The sequence below is a fragment of the Paenibacillus sp. USHLN196 genome (genome assembly GCF_037144955.1).
Classification (GTDB): domain Bacteria; phylum Bacillota; class Bacilli; order Paenibacillales; family Paenibacillaceae; genus Paenibacillus; species Paenibacillus xylanexedens_C.
Genome location: NZ_JBBCYH010000009.1, coordinates 244,954 through 263,593 on the forward strand (window position 1 = coordinate 244,954; position 18,640 = coordinate 263,593).

Annotated in this window: 15 protein-coding genes; 11 read left to right on the top strand and 4 right to left on the bottom strand. The window is 49.0% G+C overall.

Features of this window, described 5'->3' with window-relative positions; translation table 11 throughout:
* Positions 1-63: 63 nt before the first annotated feature.
* The 4 genes from WFI24_RS22015 to WFI24_RS22030 all read left to right on the top strand — a co-directional run bounded on the left by WFI24_RS22015 (position 64) and on the right by WFI24_RS22030 (position 5,324).
* Positions 64-1,362, top strand: coding sequence for an ABC transporter substrate-binding protein (locus WFI24_RS22015; RefSeq protein WP_145325570.1), 1,299 nt, complete (start codon positions 64-66; stop codon positions 1,360-1,362).
* 340 nt (positions 1,363-1,702) lie between these two features.
* Positions 1,703-2,269 (top strand): TetR/AcrR family transcriptional regulator, encoded by a 567-nt coding sequence (locus tag WFI24_RS22020; protein ID WP_336764284.1) that lies wholly within the window; start codon positions 1,703-1,705, stop codon positions 2,267-2,269.
* Between the two features lie 60 nt (positions 2,270-2,329).
* A complete protein-coding gene (locus tag WFI24_RS22025; protein WP_336764227.1) occupies positions 2,330-4,282 on the top strand; it encodes an alpha/beta fold hydrolase in 1,953 nt (650 codons plus the stop codon).
* 94 nt (positions 4,283-4,376) lie between these two features.
* Positions 4,377-5,324: an aminopeptidase gene (locus WFI24_RS22030; protein WP_336764228.1), complete on the top strand. Its 948-nt coding sequence runs from the start codon at positions 4,377-4,379 to the stop codon at positions 5,322-5,324.
* 325 nt (positions 5,325-5,649) lie between these two features.
* Here WFI24_RS22030 and WFI24_RS22035 read toward each other — a convergent pair whose 3' ends face one another.
* Positions 5,650-7,629, bottom strand: a complete 1,980-nt coding sequence (locus tag WFI24_RS22035; RefSeq protein ID WP_336764229.1) for a methyl-accepting chemotaxis protein — start codon at positions 7,627-7,629, stop codon at positions 5,650-5,652.
* A gap of 377 nt (positions 7,630-8,006) precedes the next feature.
* Between WFI24_RS22035 and WFI24_RS22040 the strand changes: the two genes are divergently transcribed.
* The 5 genes from WFI24_RS22040 (at position 8,007) to WFI24_RS22060 (ending at position 14,617) form a co-directional block, all read left to right on the top strand.
* Positions 8,007-8,441: a chemotaxis protein CheW gene (locus tag WFI24_RS22040; protein WP_186327950.1), complete on the top strand. Its 435-nt coding sequence runs from the start codon at positions 8,007-8,009 to the stop codon at positions 8,439-8,441.
* Between the two features lie 191 nt (positions 8,442-8,632).
* Positions 8,633-11,836 (top strand): DEAD/DEAH box helicase, encoded by a 3,204-nt coding sequence (locus WFI24_RS22045; RefSeq protein ID WP_336764230.1) that lies wholly within the window; start codon positions 8,633-8,635, stop codon positions 11,834-11,836.
* A 46-nt stretch (positions 11,837-11,882) separates the two neighbouring features.
* Entirely contained in the window at positions 11,883-12,695 is an 813-nt protein-coding gene (locus tag WFI24_RS22050; protein ID WP_336764231.1) for a hypothetical protein, read from the top strand.
* Between the two features lie 322 nt (positions 12,696-13,017).
* Positions 13,018-13,986 carry a M15 family metallopeptidase gene (locus tag WFI24_RS22055; protein WP_336764232.1) on the top strand — a complete coding sequence of 323 codons (969 nt, stop codon included), beginning with the start codon at positions 13,018-13,020 and terminating at the stop codon, positions 13,984-13,986.
* Between the two features lie 229 nt (positions 13,987-14,215).
* Positions 14,216-14,617 (top strand): RidA family protein, encoded by a 402-nt coding sequence (locus WFI24_RS22060; protein ID WP_336764233.1) that lies wholly within the window; start codon positions 14,216-14,218, stop codon positions 14,615-14,617.
* 226 nt (positions 14,618-14,843) lie between these two features.
* On the opposite strand, the gene WFI24_RS22065 is transcribed toward WFI24_RS22060, so the two are convergent.
* Positions 14,844-15,914: a copper amine oxidase N-terminal domain-containing protein gene (locus WFI24_RS22065; RefSeq protein ID WP_336764234.1), complete on the bottom strand. Its 1,071-nt coding sequence runs from the start codon at positions 15,912-15,914 to the stop codon at positions 14,844-14,846.
* A gap of 249 nt (positions 15,915-16,163) precedes the next feature.
* Here WFI24_RS22065 and WFI24_RS22070 point away from each other — a divergent pair, with 249 nt between their 5' ends.
* Both WFI24_RS22070 and WFI24_RS22075 read left to right on the top strand, forming a co-directional pair.
* The gene (locus WFI24_RS22070; protein WP_036668593.1) at positions 16,164-16,640 is read left to right on the top strand and encodes a GNAT family N-acetyltransferase; all 477 of its coding nucleotides are present in this window, start codon (positions 16,164-16,166) and stop codon (positions 16,638-16,640) included.
* 47 nt (positions 16,641-16,687) lie between these two features.
* Positions 16,688-17,758: a Gfo/Idh/MocA family protein gene (locus tag WFI24_RS22075; RefSeq protein ID WP_336764235.1), complete on the top strand. Its 1,071-nt coding sequence runs from the start codon at positions 16,688-16,690 to the stop codon at positions 17,756-17,758.
* Between the two features lie 87 nt (positions 17,759-17,845).
* On the opposite strand, the gene WFI24_RS22080 is transcribed toward WFI24_RS22075, so the two are convergent.
* Both WFI24_RS22080 and WFI24_RS22085 read right to left on the bottom strand, forming a co-directional pair.
* On the bottom strand, positions 17,846-18,214 hold the full coding sequence (locus WFI24_RS22080; RefSeq protein WP_336764236.1) for a hypothetical protein: 369 nt from the start codon (positions 18,212-18,214) through the stop codon (positions 17,846-17,848).
* Positions 18,215-18,309: 95 nt separating this feature from the next.
* A complete protein-coding gene (locus WFI24_RS22085; protein WP_336764237.1) occupies positions 18,310-18,627 on the bottom strand; it encodes a hypothetical protein in 318 nt (105 codons plus the stop codon).
* Positions 18,628-18,640 lie beyond the last annotated feature (13 nt).

Below are 18,640 nucleotides of genomic sequence, written 5' to 3' on the forward strand. Positions count from 1 at the left end.
AAAGGGAAGGTTCTCGCCACACACAAACTAATATACTGAAACTACTATAGGGAGAGTGTATGTATGAAAAGAATGACGAAGTTGACGTTGCTTATGCTGATTGCTTTTTCGGTAATGCTTGCGGGTTGTGGCAACGGGGATAAAAGTGGCAGTCCGGTCAACACGGATGCTCAAGGTGGAGGGGAAGCTGCTGCCGGGGACAAAACAATTAAAATTTTCCAATTCAAAGTTGAAATTGCGGAAGCGCTTAATCGCCTTAAGGCGGAATATGAATCCTCCCATCCAGGTGTCAAACTGGACATTCAAACCGTGGGTGGCGGCAGTGACTACGGTGCTGCGCTAAAAGCCAAGTTTGCCGCAGGCGAACAACCGGATATTTTCAACGTAGGTGGTTATCGTGAGCTGGATACATGGCTTGAATATCTGGAAGATCTGTCTGGAGAATCTTGGGCGAAGGATGCGCTCGAAGTAGCCAAAGAGCCAATGACCAAAGACGGCAAGCTCTACGGACAGCCACTCGCGCTGGAGGGTTATGGTTTCATTTATAACAAAGACCTCTTCCAAAAAGCAGGCATCACTGAAATTCCAACGACACTGGAACAATTGGATCAGGCCGCACAGAAACTCCAGGCCGCAGGCATTACGCCTTTCTCGAACGGATATCAGGAGTGGTGGGTGCTGGGTAACCATAACGTAAACGTGGCATTTGCGAATCAGGCAGATCCGGTGAAATTCATCCAGGGGCTCAACGAAAGCACGGAGAAAATTCCTGGCAACCAGGTATTCACGGACTGGATCAACTTGCTCGACTTAACGTTGAAATATAGCAACAAAAACCCGCTGACAACCGACTACAATACACAAGTAACGCTGTTTGCGAGTGGAGAAGCAGCGATGATGCAACAAGGAAACTGGACTCAAGTACAGATCGATGGAATCGATCCAAATCTGAATCTGGGTATCTTGCCAATGCCAATCAACAATGAACCGAATGACAAATTGTTTGTCGGCGTGCCGAACTACTGGGTTGTGAACAAGAATTCCCAAGTGAAACCGGAAGCGAAAGAGTTTCTGGAGTGGCTCGTAACTTCGGATATCGGGAAACAGTACATGACGAAAGAATTCAAATTCATCCCGGCGTTCAGTTCTATCACGGCATCCGAAGAGGATCTGGGTGACCTCGCCACTGAAATTATGAAATACAGTCAGGAAAATAAAACACTCAGCTGGAACTTCAACCGTTTCCCTGAAGGCGTCCCACAAGAGTACGGTAGCACTATTCAAGCTTATGTTGCAGGCAAATCGGATAAAGCCGGATTGCTTGATGCATTACAACAGAACTGGGATAGTCTGAAAAAATAGCAGATCCCCATTCATTTAATGAATTATGAATAAAAAACATGCAAAGGTGACTCCGGATGAACCGGAGTCACCTTTTTTTGATGTGTCAAAGCGGAAGACATGTGGATAACCTGGAACGGGTTAATGATCCCATGACGTATTTAATCAAGAGTTAATACTATATGTGGATATCTTGTGTGTATAAATTTCTAAATGTGGACAAGTGAGTGGAACTTAAGCAAGAGAGTATCTTTTGTTAACAGAGAAAAACTTGTTTTTATTTAACTAGTACTATATAGTTCTAATTATGACAAATCAAAAATCGATCACAGGATCTGCCAAATCAAAAAGTTCCAATCCGGTGAACCGGACGAAGGCAGTTGAAGTGGCGGCACAGTTATTCCTGCGTCAGGGATACAGCTACGTCAGCATGGATGAGGTCGTACGGGTAAGTGGAGTATCCAAGTCCAACATTTATTATCATTTTAAAAACAAGGAGGAATTGCTTCAGGCCGTGGTGCAATACTGGATTGCCCACTATGAATCGGAGTTGTACTTGCTGCTTAGTCAGCGTGAGCGAGGGGTGGAAGAACGCATCTACTCATTCATGGCATTGCTGTCGGCAGGCATTGAAGGCCGAAATTACGAAGGGAGCTGTCCTTTTGTTACGCTATATATGCAGACACCCGATACTGCACCTCAAGTGAAGGAGAGCATATCCAGATTCTTTCGGGAGCTTAGGCCTATGGTGGAAAAGCTGTTTCAGCAAGGTTTGGATCGCGGTGAATTTCGCCAGGGAATCGAGCCAGGACCGTCCGCTTTGTTATTTATTGCAGCCCTGGAAGGTTCACTTATTCTTGCGGGAACTGCCCGTGATGTAGGGATTATAGAACAATCGGCACGTACATTTTGTCAGATGCTTCGTTAATCGAAGCTCTTTTTTTGAATATAACTAGTACTATATAGTACTAAAAGGAGCCGTGACAGAATGAGTGTACATACGACAAGAATAAATAAGGTAATGGGCAAGGCTGATAATGCAGCTACGATCATCTTCATGACAGGCAGCACAGGTTTTATTGGCAAAGAAACGGTCAAGCAACTGACGCAGGGAGATGCACAATTGCTCTTGTTGGTTCGTTCGGAACAGCGAGCCAGAACGGTGCTGAAGGCTTACGGAGTGAAGAATTTCGACCGAATTACATTTATTACGGGTGATTTATCCCATTCGGGTCTTGGAATGACTACAGCGGATCGGGAGCGTGCTCTTGAAGCAAATGTAATCATGCATGCGGGTGGAACCATGGACGTTACCTTGGACCGAAAAGTAGCAGAGCAGATATTTATGAACGGGGCCAGAGAAGTGGCACAGCTTGCACGGGAAATCCACCGTAACCACGGATTAAGACACTTTATCCACGTTGTTGGTTATATGAGTCCTTATGGAGAGCGGAATGCACAGGGGAATTATCTACAGGTTGAGCATGTGGATAACAATGAAAGTGCGTATGAAGAGATGAAGTTTCATGCCGATCTGCATATTCGCGAGCATGCAGAGCAGCATAACTATCCCTTATCCGTTGTGAATCCGAGTACAGTGGTTGGACCGCGTCCCACCGGTGAAACCGAGCAAACGGGTGGGATTGGCCTGCTCATTCAGGCGATTCAGAAAGGACTTATGCCGGTCGTGCCGGGAGGTTCATCCTATTGGTTACCGCTTGTGGAGAATGACATTGTTGCACAGACGCTTGTTTTCTTATCGAGGGAAACCGCTCCAGTCGGAGGAACCTATCCACTATTGGCGCGGAAGGAAGACAGTCCCAATATGAAGGAACTGTTGCAGCTTCTGGCACAGCAGTTGGACGTACCCAAGCCCAAAGGGGCTGTGCCATTACCATGGATTCAATGGATCATGAAATCTGGGGGCACACGCATCAGTGGTGTTCCAGCGGAGTCGGTTGCTTTTATTACCAACAGGTCATTCCCGGTTGAAGAGACGGAGGCTCTGTTCACACGTATGGGGCAATCCTGGCCGGACATAAGGGAACAGCTTCCGCTGGTTACAGCCGATCTGGACTATCGTCTTCGTTATACGCCGCTACCTGAGGGTTTTCCGACAGATTATATTCGGTCACGGAGCGGAAATATGGCTATGCTTGGTTGGGAGGGTGAGGGAGAGCCTTGGATTATTGTGCATGGTTTGCTCCAATCTGCCGATGAGATGTTACCTTTGGGACAACAGCTTAGGGAACGTACTGGAAACCCGGTATGGTTAATCGATCTCGCTGGATTCGGACGGTCCCCCGTGCATCAGGGGGATGAAGCATTTGAGGGTCAGGTGGATGCATTGCTTCAGGCGCTCGGTGAGTTTAAAGGTCCGGTGAAGCTGGTGGGTCATTCGATCGGTGCAGCTATTGCATCTGCGGCACAGATGCGCAGCGGGCGGACAGACATTCGGCTGGGGTTGCTTCAGCCCGTAGCTAACAATTCGAATCCAAATGTACTGAGATGGATTTCCCGTTTGCCAAGAGGGGTGATGCGCTCCTTGCTGCGTGGCAGATCGGAGAAAAGTTGGAATCAAATGTTCAGTTCTTTTAGCGTCGTAGGCGACAGCAGTGTTAAGCCCAATACCATGGGCAAGAGAATACGCTCCAGTTTCCAGTCCCCTCGCATTGCAGGAGCACATGCAGACTTGTTGCGCTGGATCCACTCGGGTCAGAGGAAAGGCGCCAGATCAACGTTGTGGGCGAAAATGGAAAGTCAGCATTATGCCAAGAATGCACTGGTCGTATGGGCCAAGGAAGATCCGGAATATCACTATCCCCGGGATATGAACCCGAAGATCAAACACATAGATGTGCCCTATGGGCATTACTTTCCGACGTTACACTATAAGGAAACAGCAGCAATCCTCGCCGAATGGTCTGATAACGTGAGATGAGTCCAGATTCGGATATGCAGGAATCCCGTGCCAACTGTCGAAAGGGTCAAGTCGAGTTGTGAAGAGATGAACCAACGACAGGAGAGATGAATGTATGAGTCAGCAACGTGTGGAGATTAGTAAAAATGTGCTAATCGAGTGTCTGGGACTACGTAGCGGAGAGAATCTGGTGGTTGTCGCAGACGATATGAAACGGGATTTGGCCGAATCCATCTATGAGGCAGGCAAAGCACTTGGAGCAGAATCAGTCCTGTTAATCATGAAGGAACGCAGCAGATCCGGCGAAGAGCCACCTGCGCCAATCGCGGATGCCATGATTCGGGCAGATGTAGCCGTGTGTGTAACGCGATATTCATTAACGCATACCGAGGCACGTAAACAAGCCGCTGCATCAGGAACCCGAGTGGCAACCATGCCTGGCATGACAGAGGATATGTTTGTGAACGGAGCAATTACGGCTGAATACTCACAAGTAAAGGCATTAACCGAGAAGGTGACAGCTCTATTAACTGCAGGTCGTCATGTACGAATAGAGAAGCAGGGTCATAGTCTTTCCTTTTCCATTGAAAATCGTAACGGTGTACCGAGCACAGGCATGTACTTGAACCCCGGTGAATCAGGCAATTTGCCATCTGGAGAAGCCTATATTGCTCCGGTTGAGGGTAAAGGCGAAGGGCGTATTGTTGTAGATGGCTCCGTTGCTGGAATCGGTGCACTTCGTGAACCGATGATATTAACCGTCAAGGGAGGACGTTTAGTTTCAGCTGAAGGCCCGGATGGGGCACAATTACTGGCAACACTTGGCGAGGGGGATGGTCGCTTTCTCGGCGAATTCGGAATTGGAACCAATAACAAGGCGAGAATCACGGGTGTAGTGCTGGAAGATGAGAAAGTGTATGGTACGATTCATGTGGCTTTTGGCAGCAATAATACATTCGGTGGAACGATTGCCGCCGGTGTGCATATCGATGCAGTTGTGCAAAAGCCGGATGTGTATATCGATGAGAAGCTGATTATGCGTCAGGGTGAACTGGTGGAATAACCAGAGTGAAGAAAATCAGGCATGTCCACAACGTGTCCACATTAAAATAATGAATATCCACATGAAATGCTAAACATATCCACAGCATGTGTGCAATATGTGCACAACTTATCCACAAATCAGGTATAACTCATGTTTTCACTCCATAAAACAGCCCTTTTGGAGCAAAAATATAAGTTATCCACAGAAATTCCGTTTTTTTGTTCCAAGTATTTGAAAACATAGAAACAGATCCATAAATATGGGGATAAAAAAGACCAAAGATCAGCTTGATGCCGATCTTTGGTCTTTTTTTGCAACGAAAATAATGAGATTGAATGTCAGGTTACTTACTCTCCGTATTGAAACGACTGACTTCCAATAGCAACTGATCCGCATGATCCGATAATGCTTTGGCGGCATCTGCGATATTACCAATGGACTCGGATTGCTCCGTGGTCGAAGACGCAGCTTCTTCGGTCGAAGCTGCACTTTGCTCGGCAACCGCTGCGAGCCCTGTAATGACTTCAGAGACCTGAGCAGCACCTGATTTGATACTGTTCATGCCCGAAGTAATGGAATTGATCTGATGAATAATCTCCTCGATGGACTGACGGATATTCTCAAAAGAAGCCGACGTCTCTGCCATAGAGTCAGATTGCGCTGAACTATTCAACCTGAATTGCTCCAGCTCTGCTGCACTTTGCTGACCTGCATGATTCAGATCATTCAACAGCTGATCGATACCCGCTACAGACTGGGAGGACTGTTCTGCCAGTTTGCGAACCTCACCCGCCACCACCGCGAATCCTCTGCCATGCTCTCCAGCACGGGCAGCTTCAATAGATGCATTCAAGGCCAGCAGATTGGTTTGGGCCGCAATATTCTGAATACTGCCCGTAATTTCGGAGATTGCTCCAATTTTGCTAAGTAGTAGTTCATTGGATGTTTCGACCCGAGTCGTGGATTGTTGTCCGACTTCAGAAAGATCCATCTGGCGGCTGATAGCACTTGTACCGCTTTCCATGGCCTGAGTAACATCCAGTATGGTTTGCGAAGCTTGATAAGCCTCATCTGTAATCTGATCAATGACTTGATTTATGCCAGATACCATCTCTGCACCGGATTGGATGGATTCAGCCTGTTCGCCTGCACCCTTGGCAATCTCTTCAATGACTGTGGAAATCTGGCCTGCAATTTCATTGCTGCCGGAAGCTTCCTTATACATCGTTTGAGAAGAGGTCTGTACTTGCTGTGCGGAGTGATCCACTTGTTGAATCAATTGACGCAGAGAAGTGGACATGGCATTGAAAGAAGTGCCTAACTGGGCGATTTCATCTTTACCTTTGACGGCAACTTGCACCGTAAGATCTCCTGCGGCCAATTGTTGTGCACTATTCTTCATATTCAGCAGGGGTTTAATCGTTCTGAGTGCGAAGAAGTAGGCCAGAGCTGCCAGAATCACAGTGAAAATAACGATAAACGCCAGATACAGCTGTCTTGTCTTGGTGAATTCCGCCAAGGCTGCTGCTTTGGAGATGGAGGTTGCCACAATCCAGTTGGTATTCGGAATTTTCTCGTAATAGATTAACTGCCGATCGTTATTATACGTGTATTCCGACAATCCGTTAGGTTGCTTAAGCATCGTGCCCACAATATCGGTATAGTCACTTTGTTCGGCAAGAGGTGTATTCAACAGCTCTTGATTCGGATGTGAGAGCACAACACCCTTCTGGTCCAGCAAAAAGGTAAATCCGTTATCTGTATGGATCGAATTAATCTCATCCTTAATGGAATCGAGTGAGATATTTTCCGATATGGCACCTTGGAAATTCCCATTCTCGTCATGTAGCGGCACACCGATAAATATGGACTGTATGCCGGCCTTGGTGACATAAGCATCACTGAACGTGAGTTGATTCGACGCTTTAATGGCCACGTACCATGGACGCTCGCGTGCATCGAAGGTTGCATCCGGGATAAAACCTGCTCCGTCTAGATATGTACCGTCTTCGAGACCGAAATAAATGGTGGCGATATCCTCTTTGTTGGAGGCCAGTTGGAAAGCTTGCAGATGCTCCATGCTGATCTCATTGAGTGGTACCGTATCATCAATGACTTTGCCCAGTGTTTCAATGACTTTGGCTTGAGCCAGAGCCCATCCATTGACTTCTGTTACTGCTTGTTGGACTGTGCTTTGCAACTCATTATCCACGGATTCTGTCGCTTGCTTTTCAATCACGTACAAAGCGATATAGCTAAGTGGCGCTGCGAGCAGAATACAGATGGTGGTGACGATGATAATAACTTTGGTTTTGAGCGTCATGATTTTCCTCTTTTCTGATCCTGTATATACTATTTATATCGGTAGTTTATGCTGTGATTTTATATGGCCTTTGGTAGAGGAACTGAACGGATGAGAATCAAGTCGCTGCATGGGCACAAACAAATGAACGGATCAAAGACAGCAACCGGTAATGCAACGTCTATTGAAGTTGGCTAAATTGATCTGAAGCCTAAACATTTGCTTGAAAATAACCGATACACCAAAGTAACAACTAATGGGACGAAAGTACCTGTGGTGACTTGGTGAATGTGAACCACAAGCAGGTCACTTTGCCAAATAAAGTGCTCTTCTTGTAGTTTTATTTTAATATTTTACATGGATCTGATTATACGGAATGAGAGGGTATGGGGATAATTATGGACGAGGGAATGCAATATATTAATTTTTCAGTAGGAGACCAGATATTTGCACTTCGAATTGATGAAGTTCATGAGATCATCAGAATGGTGCAGGTAACAACAGTTCCATTTGGAAGTCCGGAGATCCGGGGCTTTGCTTCGTTGTATGGTAAGGTCGTTTCGGTTGTGAGTCTTCGTGTATTGTTAGGCATGCCGGACCAGGAGGATACCTCTTCTACACGTATTATTGTTGTGCCTTACAAAGGTGGATTCGTGCCGCTGATCGTAGATATGGTCGATTCTGTTGTAAGTTACGATCGTTTTGAGGAACCAGCTGAGGAACACCGCCGTTTCATGCTTGGTGTTTTTGACAAGATCGGGTTCTGTGAAGACCATCGTGCAGGCATTTTGAACCTGGATGTATTGCTGGGCAGCTTGATCAGATCATCGTAATGTAACGATCCGTAATTCTTTCAACATTCAGTATTATCCTTCGGTTGACCCAAATGTTCCTCATCCGCTTTTCGGGAGAAGGGACATTTTTTTGTGCCGCAAAACCACTTTTTATGGGTAAAGGTTTTTAAATCCGGTCATTTTCGTATATGATGGAGAGTAACAATGCGAAGGGATGACGGGAGACTTTAATGATGCAATCGCTGTATGGAGTATGGCTTGGTGACGTATTTTTTTGTTTTTCCGGTGAAACATCGGAACCGCGTGTGGATGCATGGAGCCACGTGGTAAGAAGGTTGAATTTTGGCGACGGGGGTCGTCTGTTTCAGCCTGCAGCTCTGCGTCTTGCAGAGCTGCGCTGGCCGAATCCGCTGAGGAACACGGCTGAAGCCAAGAACACGAAGCGGCGTCAACTGCTGGGACGCACATTGGAGGGCTTGGCAGTCCTGCCCAAGGATGCTTTCAGGTTGCTGCTGCAATGGGATGACCGTTTGTTCAATGCAGCCGGAATTCAGGTGGGAGAAGAGATGCGTTACTGGATCAAAGCGGCGCAGTTCACACAGGAGCTGCTGTTGCGAGGGGCAATTGCTCCATCGGCTGAATTCGCAGCAAAGACGGGCGCACGTCGACGGACCGGGCAAGAGACATTGACAGGAGTATGGCGGCCACGTTTGCAGTCAGAGGAGGACATTGAACGCTTCCGCGATCTTGCTGAAGCGATGCCTCCTATTGGATTGGCTGCTCCCGGGGCCTATGCTTCATTGGAACCGGAAACACGTGAGGAAGCAGGTGCGGCGGTATTATTTTCATTCATGAGTGGCATGATTCATGCTGTGGTCACGAGTGAGCTGGAGGGGATGGACAGTGAGCTATCCCGTTACCGCACGCCATATCGACGTGGATCTTCGCCAGTAGGTGAGCTCTGGTGGAACAGTCTGATCTCGATGTTCCGACCTGTAACGGTGCAAGGACCTACGGATGATATGACAGCCTTTATTCATACGTTACAGGATGCCGGTGGAACCACGATGCCGGTCGTAGGAGCAGAAGAAATGGCGCCTGCCGAGGGCCAATTGAAGCTGGTGCTCCGGCTGGAGCCGCCGCTGGGTGAGCATGAAACGATCTGGGGAATCAGCTTTTGGGTGGACAGTGAGCAGGAAACGAGCCTGAGGTTGCCTGTACGTACCATCTGGGCACATCCGGAGCGTGATCTCGACCGGGGGAAAGTGTTATATACCTCGGCGGCAGAACAGTTGTTGATGGCACTCGGGCATGCAGCAGAACTGGCACCTGAACTGGAGACAGCGCTGCTCACACCTCGTCCAGAGGGAATCAAGCTGGAGCAGCAGGGTTTCTTTGAATTTCTTACGCATGCCGTTCCGCGTCTGCAAAAGGCCGGGATAACCGTTCTCATGCCTTCCAAATGGAGTCGTGCCGGGAAACGCCGTGCGGGACTGCGTCTGCAGATGTTGAATCAGGGAACAGAGCGGTTGCCTGGAGCCACATCGGCACTTGGCATGGAACAATTGGTTGCTTTCAAAGCGGAGCCTATGCTGGATGGTAAACCGGTCACGGCGGAGGAACTGGCAGCGCTCGCTGAATCGACTGTTCCATATGTCATGTTCCGCGGTGAATGGATTGAAGTGGATACGAAAGAGATTCGCCAAGTCCTGCGTTATATGAAAAAAGAAGAAGAACAATATATGCCTCTCTCCGAATGGCTGCATCTGGCTGCGGATGAAGGGGAGGATTCCGCATGGAAGGGGCTTTCCGTCTTCGGTGCAGAATCCGATGGGTTGCTCGCTTTCCTGCTCGATGGACAGGTGCTTCGCAGTATTGAGCCCCGTCAGGTTCCGGCAGAATTGCATGGTGAATTACGACCTTATCAGGAACGGGGTTACCAATGGTTATCCGCTATGCGTGAGCTGGGCTTCGGCGTATGTCTCGCGGACGATATGGGACTAGGAAAGACAATTCAGGTAATTACCTGTCTGCTGGATCGAAAACACGAGGAACGGCAGGCAGCCGAAGAGGAAGCGCGTGAGAATGACATATTGAACGAATCAGATGATTCATTCATGGCAACTGAGCACACGAATATGCAGCCCGTTCATCTGCCTGCGCTCATTGTGTGTCCCACCTCGTTGCTTGGGAACTGGCAGCGTGAACTGAAACGGTTTGCCCCGGATCTGTCGCTGTACATTCACCATGGCGGACAACGGTTGCACGGGAACGAATTCCAGGCAGAAGCGCAGACGCATGACATTGTACTCACCACCTATCATCTGGCAGGCAGAGATGGGCCGGATCTGGCTTCGTTACACTGGTCCACCATTGTGCTGGATGAGGCTCAATATATTAAGAACTACCGTACCAAGCAAGCGCAAAGTGTGATGCGTCTGTCTACACTTCATCGTATTGCGATGACGGGCACACCTGTAGAGAACCGACTGAGCGAACTCTGGTCCATTTTCCAGTTCCTCAATCCGGGGTATCTGGGCACAGCTTCATCGTTCCGTCAGCGTTATACGGGACTGGGACCATCCGAAGAAAATGCAGCATCCTTGCGTGAGCTTCATCGACTGGTATCTCCATTCATGCTGCGCAGGCTGAAAAGTGATCCGGATATTCGCAAGGATCTGCCAGAGAAGCTTGAACTGAAATCCTATTGTTCGCTGACGCCGGAGCAGACGGTGTTGTACCAACGTGTGGTAGACGATCTGATGGGGGGCCTGGATGGCAGAAACGGCATTGCCCGGAAGGGGATTGTTCTATCGTCTCTGACCAAGCTCAAGCAGATCTGTGACCATCCAGTGCTGGCGGACAGTAATCGGAAAGACCACGGCAAGGCGGAGGCATCTGGTAAGATGGAACGATTGCTTGAACTGCTGGACGCCATCCGCGATAACGGGGAATCTGCCCTGATCTTCACTCAATATGTTGCTATGGGAGATCTGCTGGTAGCACGATTGAAACAGCGATATGAGGAAGAGCCGTATTTCCTGCATGGTGGTGTGTCGAAGGCACAGAGGGACGATATGGTGGAGACTTTCCAAAAAGGAGAGGGGCCGTCCATGTTTGTTCTATCTCTTCGTGCCGGAGGTGTGGGTCTGAATCTGACACGTGCGAGTCACGTGGTTCACTATGATCGGTGGTGGAATCCCGCGGTCGAGAACCAGGCGACGGACCGTGTATTCCGAATTGGGCAGAATCGCAACGTGCAGGTGCACAAGCTGATCTGTCAGGGAACGCTGGAGGAACGGATTGATGAACTGATTGAGAGCAAGAAGGCACTGTCCGAGCAGGTCGTCGGTTCAGGTGAGAACTGGCTGACAGAGATGTCGGATGATGAGCTGCGTGGTCTGATCTCGCTTCAGGGTGAGACGTGGCTGTGACCTTGAAAGATCAGGAGAATATAGATGTTGAGAAAGGGGGATTGTTGTGAGCGAAAAATGGAAGATCGAGCTGCATATGTCCCCCGGTGGATGGACAGCAGAAGTGAATACAGCAGCGGATGCGGACCAGGAAGTCTCCGTTTCCGCTTCCGCTGCTGAGGGCAAGACCGGATCAGCCGCAGGCATGTTCACGGTTAAGGGAACGCCAGCGCGACTGAGCGAAGCCCAGCGCGAGGCTGTACTGGCGCAGCTACGCGAGCGCCCGCTGACGCTGTACGCCCTGCTGCGCGGCGGCCCGGCGCCTGAGGAGCTTGCCGGGCTACTGCCGGCAACGCTCGCGCCTGAGGGCTCGCCAGGCGCAGCCACGGCCAGCGCGGCCGTGGCATGCACCTGCGGCCGCCCAGGCTGCGCGCATGCCGCGGCCGCTGAGCGCGCCGTAGCCGCGCGCCTCGCGGCCGAGCCGCTGCTGCAGCTGGCGCACGCCGGCCTGCCGCGCGAAGCGCTGCTCGCCGGCGTGCTGGGGGCATGGGCGGAGGAACTCGCCCATGATCCCAGCGGCCCCGGCCGCGCAGCGGAAACGGCTGGCCGCCCGCAAGTGCGGGGCGGCGAAGGCGGCGCAGCCGTTGGCGAGTGGATCGCCGAGGCCGCCGCGGACGGCGCCATGCACCAGCCGGGGCCGGGCTTTGGCGCCGTTGAGGTGCGCCTCGCGCAGCCAGGCAAGCCGCCGGCGTTGCCGGAGCTGACGGCGCTGCTGCCTGGCGTGCCAGCCACCGCAGGGCTGGACTTGATCCGTGAGCGTGTAGCCGCGCGGATGTGGCAGGCTGTCCAGAAGAAGAAGGACAGCCCGGCAATCAAATGATGCACCCATCAGAGCGGGGGAGATCTCAGATCACCCCTGCTTGTTTTTATTGCATAATTTATAATCACATTTTGAATTTTGCACATTGGATATATGAAGGTGTATTCCCATTTCACTTCTATTGTGCACAGCACTGGGATGTTGCTCTAAAAGTCCAAAAAACGATCATACAAGCTGTGCAGCCCATATATATTCATCCGGATCTCTTCTAAAGGAGGTCTTTACAGGTGGAGCTTCACTCCCAATTAAGGTATACTGTCGCAGGGAACACTGCACGCAGACAACTATATAACATTTATATTATTGCGATAGGAGTTTTTATATGAAATCACGTACAGGAAGACAGCGCCGGATTGTGGTTATGCTGTCCTCATTAATGATATGCGGAGCATTGCTTGCCGCTTGCCAGAATGGCACAGAGGAGAGTCAGGATCCGAATGGAGCAGGTAACACACAACAAGAGTCGGACGGCACAACGGTTCATTTTACGGAGGATAAGGGAACGGACGGCGACAATGCTGGTGGTGATGATACGTCATCTTCTGGCAACAGCGATGAGGGCACAAGCAGTGAATCAGATAATGGTTCAGCTGGCGAAGAGCAGGGTTCTTCAGACGATGGCAATGGTGCGACAGCCGAAGATCCATTGCTGGAGAAGCGCAGCGTCAGCGCACTGCAAACGACGATTGATGCACAATCCGTGGTGACGAATGCCGAGTCTATGACCGTCATTGTCAACAAGCAACGCAGTCTGCCAGAAGGGTACGAGCCGGACGATCTGGTAGAGCCGAATGTACCGTTCTCCTTCGACGAACCACATGAGAAGCGCCATATGCGCAAGGAAGCTGCGGAGGCCCTGGAGAAGTTGTTTGCAGGTGCAAAGGCGGATGGCATTGAGCTTCGTGCGGTGTCGGGCTATCGTTCATATCAGCGTCAGGTATCCATCTACAACAACAATGTCAAAACCAAAGGTCAAGAGTACACAGATCGCGTGAGCTCTGTACCCGGCAGAAGTGAACATCAGACGGGTCTGGCCATTGATGTATCCAGTCCGAGTGTAGGCAATGTGCTGGAAGAGGTATTTGGCACATCGAAGGAAGGACAGTGGCTGGCTGAACACGCTGCAGAATATGGATATGTCATCCGTTATCTGCAAGGTGAAGAAGATACAACAGGTTACGTCTATGAGCCTTGGCATATCCGATACATCGGTACGGATTTGGCATTGGATGTAGCGAAGAGTGGATTAACTCTGGAAGAATACTTCGATGAGGCTAATATCAAGTTGTAATGCGGATGTTTTATCCTTAAGGAAAAGATACTAATTCTCATAAAATCCCCGAATGAACCGTCCTTGATCTAACCAATGGGCAGTGATTCAGGGGATTTTTTTCTGTTCAAAAATGATGTTGGAATTAAGATGGAATTAAACTTCATTCCATTGTTTTAGATGATGATAGACTGATATAATTCATGTTTAATCCGAAGAGACAAATACAACCAAAGCGAGGGACGAGAGAATGAGCAGACAGCAGGTTTTTACGGGCTCCCCATGGGAACCGTTGGTGGGATATTGCCGTGCCATCCGTGTAGGTAACCGAATTGAAGTGGCAGGGACAACGGCGATGCAAGAGGGTGTGGTTGTTGGTGCAGGTGATCCTTATGCACAGACGAGGTTCATTTTGCAGACGATTGAGAACGCACTGAAAGAGTTGGGTGCTGACATGTCGCATGTGGTGAGAACCCGGATGTTTGTGACCGATATCTCCAGATGGGAGGAAGTTGGCAAGGCGCACGGTGAATTTTTTGGACAGATCCAGCCTGTAGCCACCATGGTTGAAGTTAGCGCACTCATTGATCCTTTGTTGATGGTTGAGATTGAAGTGGAAGCGATTGTTGAAGATGAAGGTAAACCGGAATAATTGTATCACTAATAGTCACAAAAAATAACTCCATAAACTAAAAAAATAACCTTATCCATGCCTGCCAGAAGACAGGCGGATAAGGTTATTTTGATTAGACTAGCTGTATAGCTGCTGGCTGGTCATCATGATGTGCCACACTCAATACAACACATGGTAGAAGATACATGCATTTTGCAATATAAAGTCTCAGCATATGTTTAACCCGCGCTTTTCACTAACCGTATTATTTCGCTTCCAGTTCTGCTGCAGGTGCTTCCACAACTACTTTCCATGCTGTTCCGATTGGAGGCAGGCTGCGTGTCAGCACAGGGCTGTAAAAGCCGATAACTTTGGCATCTTTGGTCAGTTCTTCAGCTTTTACCGTTTCACCTTCGTGGTTCACGATCAGTGTGTCTTTGTCGATGTTCAGCACGACATGGTCAGGAGCTGTTTCTGTTAACCGTGTGCCTGTAATCTCAATTTGTGAGATAAGGCCTTCTGCAGTTTTTACATTTTCAATTGTACCCGCTGTACCCAGAAGCTCTTTAGGTTGTGCTTCAGATGCTGTAGCCGCATCCAGTACAGTGACTTTATAGGTCGGCGTTTGTGGTGGTAGACTGCGAGTAGTGATCTGGGAATGCTCAGCTTCCACGTTCATGCCAATGGCCAGATCAGTCAGTGCAATCTCTTTCCCCTCAACTGAGATGAATTTCGTCTCATCGCTCAGATTGAGCACAATACCATCCGTACCTGCACCGCCAATCTGGATGGACTTATATTTATCTTGGTTCGAGATTCTGGTAATTACACCACGTTCAGTAACCGTCTTCACGTCCTCTTCACTGGAGATAGTCACTTGATTCCCCGTTGTGTTCACTTGTCCATGCAGTGCTTTCTCAGCAAAAGCAGCCGGTACATACAATTTGCCGCCTGTGATTTCGGGCGCTGTGCCCAGCGTGAGCAGCATTTTATTCACGGAATATTGATCCTTGCCTGTGATTACCTGTGTCCAGAGAGCACCACGAGTCAGCTCTGCAGTTTTAGTTTCTTTATTCCATTCCAGTTCAATACCCAGTGCGTCGGTAAGATCACGCAGCGGGATCATGGCTACTTTGCCATCCTTATTCCAATAACCATCAGAGATGGATGCACCATTCACGGATACGTTTACTACACTCACTGCGTTACTATCTGCTGAAACGGATGTTTGATGGACTGGTTGTGTGTTGTCCAGTGTTGCTGCATAAGCGGCTCCACCACCCAATGCCATGGATAGGGCCATCAGTGCACTTACTTTTTTCATGTTGTTGTTCATCAATATTCATCCCTTCTAATCTGTGTACTGACGCGGTAAAATCTTCCTTAAGGCCGCGCTACATGTTTATAGACGGGACAACTTGATCCATTGTTGCAGTTGGAATGCATTGAATGTAAACAGCATGTTAGTTTAGTTTTGAAAGTTCGCATGTATTCCAGGTTATCAGCAGCAGGATCAGGTTAATTTCAGGTAAGTGGCCTAACCTTTGTCCCATTTCACATTCAAGTACGAGGAGGAACGAATTAGATGAGTGATATGTTGGTAGCGCTCTATCGTTTGCCGGAACAAGAGAGTGGACTGAGAATGCTGGAGGAATCCTCCATTGTGATTCGAAGAGCCATTGCCCCAGAGAAACAGCTTGTACTGGATTGGGTAAGGTCACATTTTAGCCAGGCTTGGGTGGATGAATGTGATGTCGCTTTTGCACGTCAGCCCGTGTCCTGTTATATTGCGGTTGAGCATGGGAAAATGATTGGTTTTGCCTGTTACGAAGCGACATGCCGCAACTTCTTTGGACCCACAGGTGTGAGCCAGGATGCACGGGGCAAAGGTGTAGGCACAGCCTTGTTACTGGCCTGTATGCATGCGATGAAGGCGGATGGGTACGGGTATGCCATTATCGGATCAGCGGGACCTGTGGATTTCTATGCCCGAACATTGGGTGCCGTGAAGATCGAAAATTCAACGCCGGGTATTTACGAAGGTATGCTGCGGGCAGACTAGACGATAATGATGTTCTGGAAGTTGTGTAAAAGGAAGGGAGGACGAAGATGAGCACGAAACAAATGCTACACATTGGAATGATCGGTACGGGATCAATCTCGGATCTTCATATGAGGTGTTACGCCAAAAATGAGGATGCTGTCATCTATGCGATCTGCGATCTGAACGAAGAACGGGCTAAGGCTGCTGCACAGAAGTATGATGCTCAATCCGTGTACACCGATTATCGGGAGATGCTGGAGGACCCGCATGTGGATGCCGTCAGTATCTGTACCTGGAATAATACACACGCCGAGTTTGCCATTGCTGCACTGGAGGCAGGCAAGCATGTACTGCTGGAGAAACCGGTCACAACCAATGTGGAAGATGCACTGCGGATTGAAGAAGCGGTGAAGAAGAGTGGACGTACGTTTATCGTTGGATTTGTGCGGCGTTATGATAACAATATGCAGATGATGCGCAGATTCATTGATGCCGGGGAGTTTGGTGAACTGTATTATGCCAAAGCTTCCATTCTGCGGCGTCACGGCAATCCAGGCGGTTGGTTCGCTGACAAAAGCCGTTCGGGCGGAGGCCCCCTAATTGATCTGGGCGTACATATTATCGACCAATGCTGGTATCTGATGGGCAGACCGAAACCTGTTTCGGTCAGTGGTAATACGTATCGGAAGCTGGGCAATCGTGCCCATATCGAACATCTTTCTTTTTACAAGGCAGCCGACTACAGCGCAGCTGTAAATGATGTGGAAGATATGGCGAATGCGCTCATTCGGTTTGAGAACGGGGCTTCGCTGGCAGTGGATGTGAGCTTTACCCTGCATGCACGTAAGGATGAGTCTTCCGTGAAACTGTATGGCGAGCACGGCGGATTTGAACTGGAGCCAGAGACGCTGATCGTCACGGAGAAAAATAATACCATTCTGAATATTGAACCCCAGACGGATAATACGGGTCTCCATATTCATAGTGCATTCCAGAACCAGATTGACCACTTTGTGGATTGTTGTCTGAACGGTACAGAACCGATCAGTCCAATCGCGGATGGTGTGACTTCCACGCGCATGCTATGCGGAATCTACGAATCGGCTGAGAAAGGGCAGGAGATTCGTCTGGATTAAATCCATTCCCGTTCCTGTTGTCCTGCATATAACAAAAGCATGCGTCTTCCGCGTGATCTGCGGTTGCGCATGCTTTTTGGCATCTTGTCATTTGTTCAATGGTGAATTCTCGTACCCTGGGTCATCGTAATCCGTATCCTGCAGCCTCGGAAGCACGTTCATGCTCTCGATCGCCTGCCGGGTGTTCGGCGTGCCATGGTCGTACAGAAAAGTGTACAGCAAGGTCATGCCATCCGAAAATTGCTCTGTTGCCTCATCATGATCTGCCGACTTGTAGGGTACCGGAGCCCGTTGCAAGGTATAGGCATCATCATCCTCAAGCACCTTCATCAGATCTTTCAATCGGCCCAACTGTTCATCATCCACCAACACTTCAAAGGGTGTAGATTCGTTCTGTGTTTGCTCAATAAGATTATGTGTTACCGATACATACAGATGTTGTTTGCCGTCCTGCATAATCCAACCTCCATTCTGAAATGGAAAAAAGACGCTTCTACTGTTAATAAACAGCAAAAAGCGCCCTGAAACGAGCTACTATGCTCGTGTGTTATTTACTCATCCACATGTTCAGTCACATATGACCAGCCATTACCTTTTCCTTCTAATCGACTTTGTTCAAAAAAATCAATTCCATCTACTGTAATACTGACTGACACGAGAGATGGTTCATCTTTAACGGGATTAACGACGATGAACCCTTTATCCAATAGATAAGTAATGGTTCTAAGTCGCTCAATATGTGCTTGTGGAAAAAGTTTTTCTTTGGGAGCGATATAAGCCGGATTTTCGGTAAACCAAATATCGTACAATTCCTGTAGGGTGTCGAATCTTTCTTGAATCCGCTCTTTAATAATCATCTCTAACTCCATAAGGGACCTCTTC

Coding starts and splice junctions, on each gene's coding strand:
- WFI24_RS22015 (WP_145325570.1), top strand. CDS start 64: ATGAAAAGAATGACGAAGTTGACGTTGCTTATGCTGATTGCTTTTTCG.
- WFI24_RS22025 (WP_336764227.1), top strand. CDS start 2,330: ATGAGTGTACATACGACAAGAATAAATAAGGTAATGGGCAAGGCTGAT.
- WFI24_RS22030 (WP_336764228.1), top strand. CDS start 4,377: ATGAGTCAGCAACGTGTGGAGATTAGTAAAAATGTGCTAATCGAGTGT.
- WFI24_RS22035 (WP_336764229.1), bottom strand. CDS start 7,629: ATGACGCTCAAAACCAAAGTTATTATCATCGTCACCACCATCTGTATT.
- WFI24_RS22040 (WP_186327950.1), top strand. CDS start 8,007: ATGGACGAGGGAATGCAATATATTAATTTTTCAGTAGGAGACCAGATA.
- WFI24_RS22045 (WP_336764230.1), top strand. CDS start 8,633: ATGATGCAATCGCTGTATGGAGTATGGCTTGGTGACGTATTTTTTTGT.
- WFI24_RS22055 (WP_336764232.1), top strand. CDS start 13,018: ATGAAATCACGTACAGGAAGACAGCGCCGGATTGTGGTTATGCTGTCC.
- WFI24_RS22060 (WP_336764233.1), top strand. CDS start 14,216: ATGAGCAGACAGCAGGTTTTTACGGGCTCCCCATGGGAACCGTTGGTG.
- WFI24_RS22065 (WP_336764234.1), bottom strand. CDS start 15,914: ATGAACAACAACATGAAAAAAGTAAGTGCACTGATGGCCCTATCCATG.
- WFI24_RS22070 (WP_036668593.1), top strand. CDS start 16,164: ATGAGTGATATGTTGGTAGCGCTCTATCGTTTGCCGGAACAAGAGAGT.
- WFI24_RS22075 (WP_336764235.1), top strand. CDS start 16,688: ATGAGCACGAAACAAATGCTACACATTGGAATGATCGGTACGGGATCA.
- WFI24_RS22080 (WP_336764236.1), bottom strand. CDS start 18,214: ATGCAGGACGGCAAACAACATCTGTATGTATCGGTAACACATAATCTT.
- WFI24_RS22085 (WP_336764237.1), bottom strand. CDS start 18,627: ATGGAGTTAGAGATGATTATTAAAGAGCGGATTCAAGAAAGATTCGAC.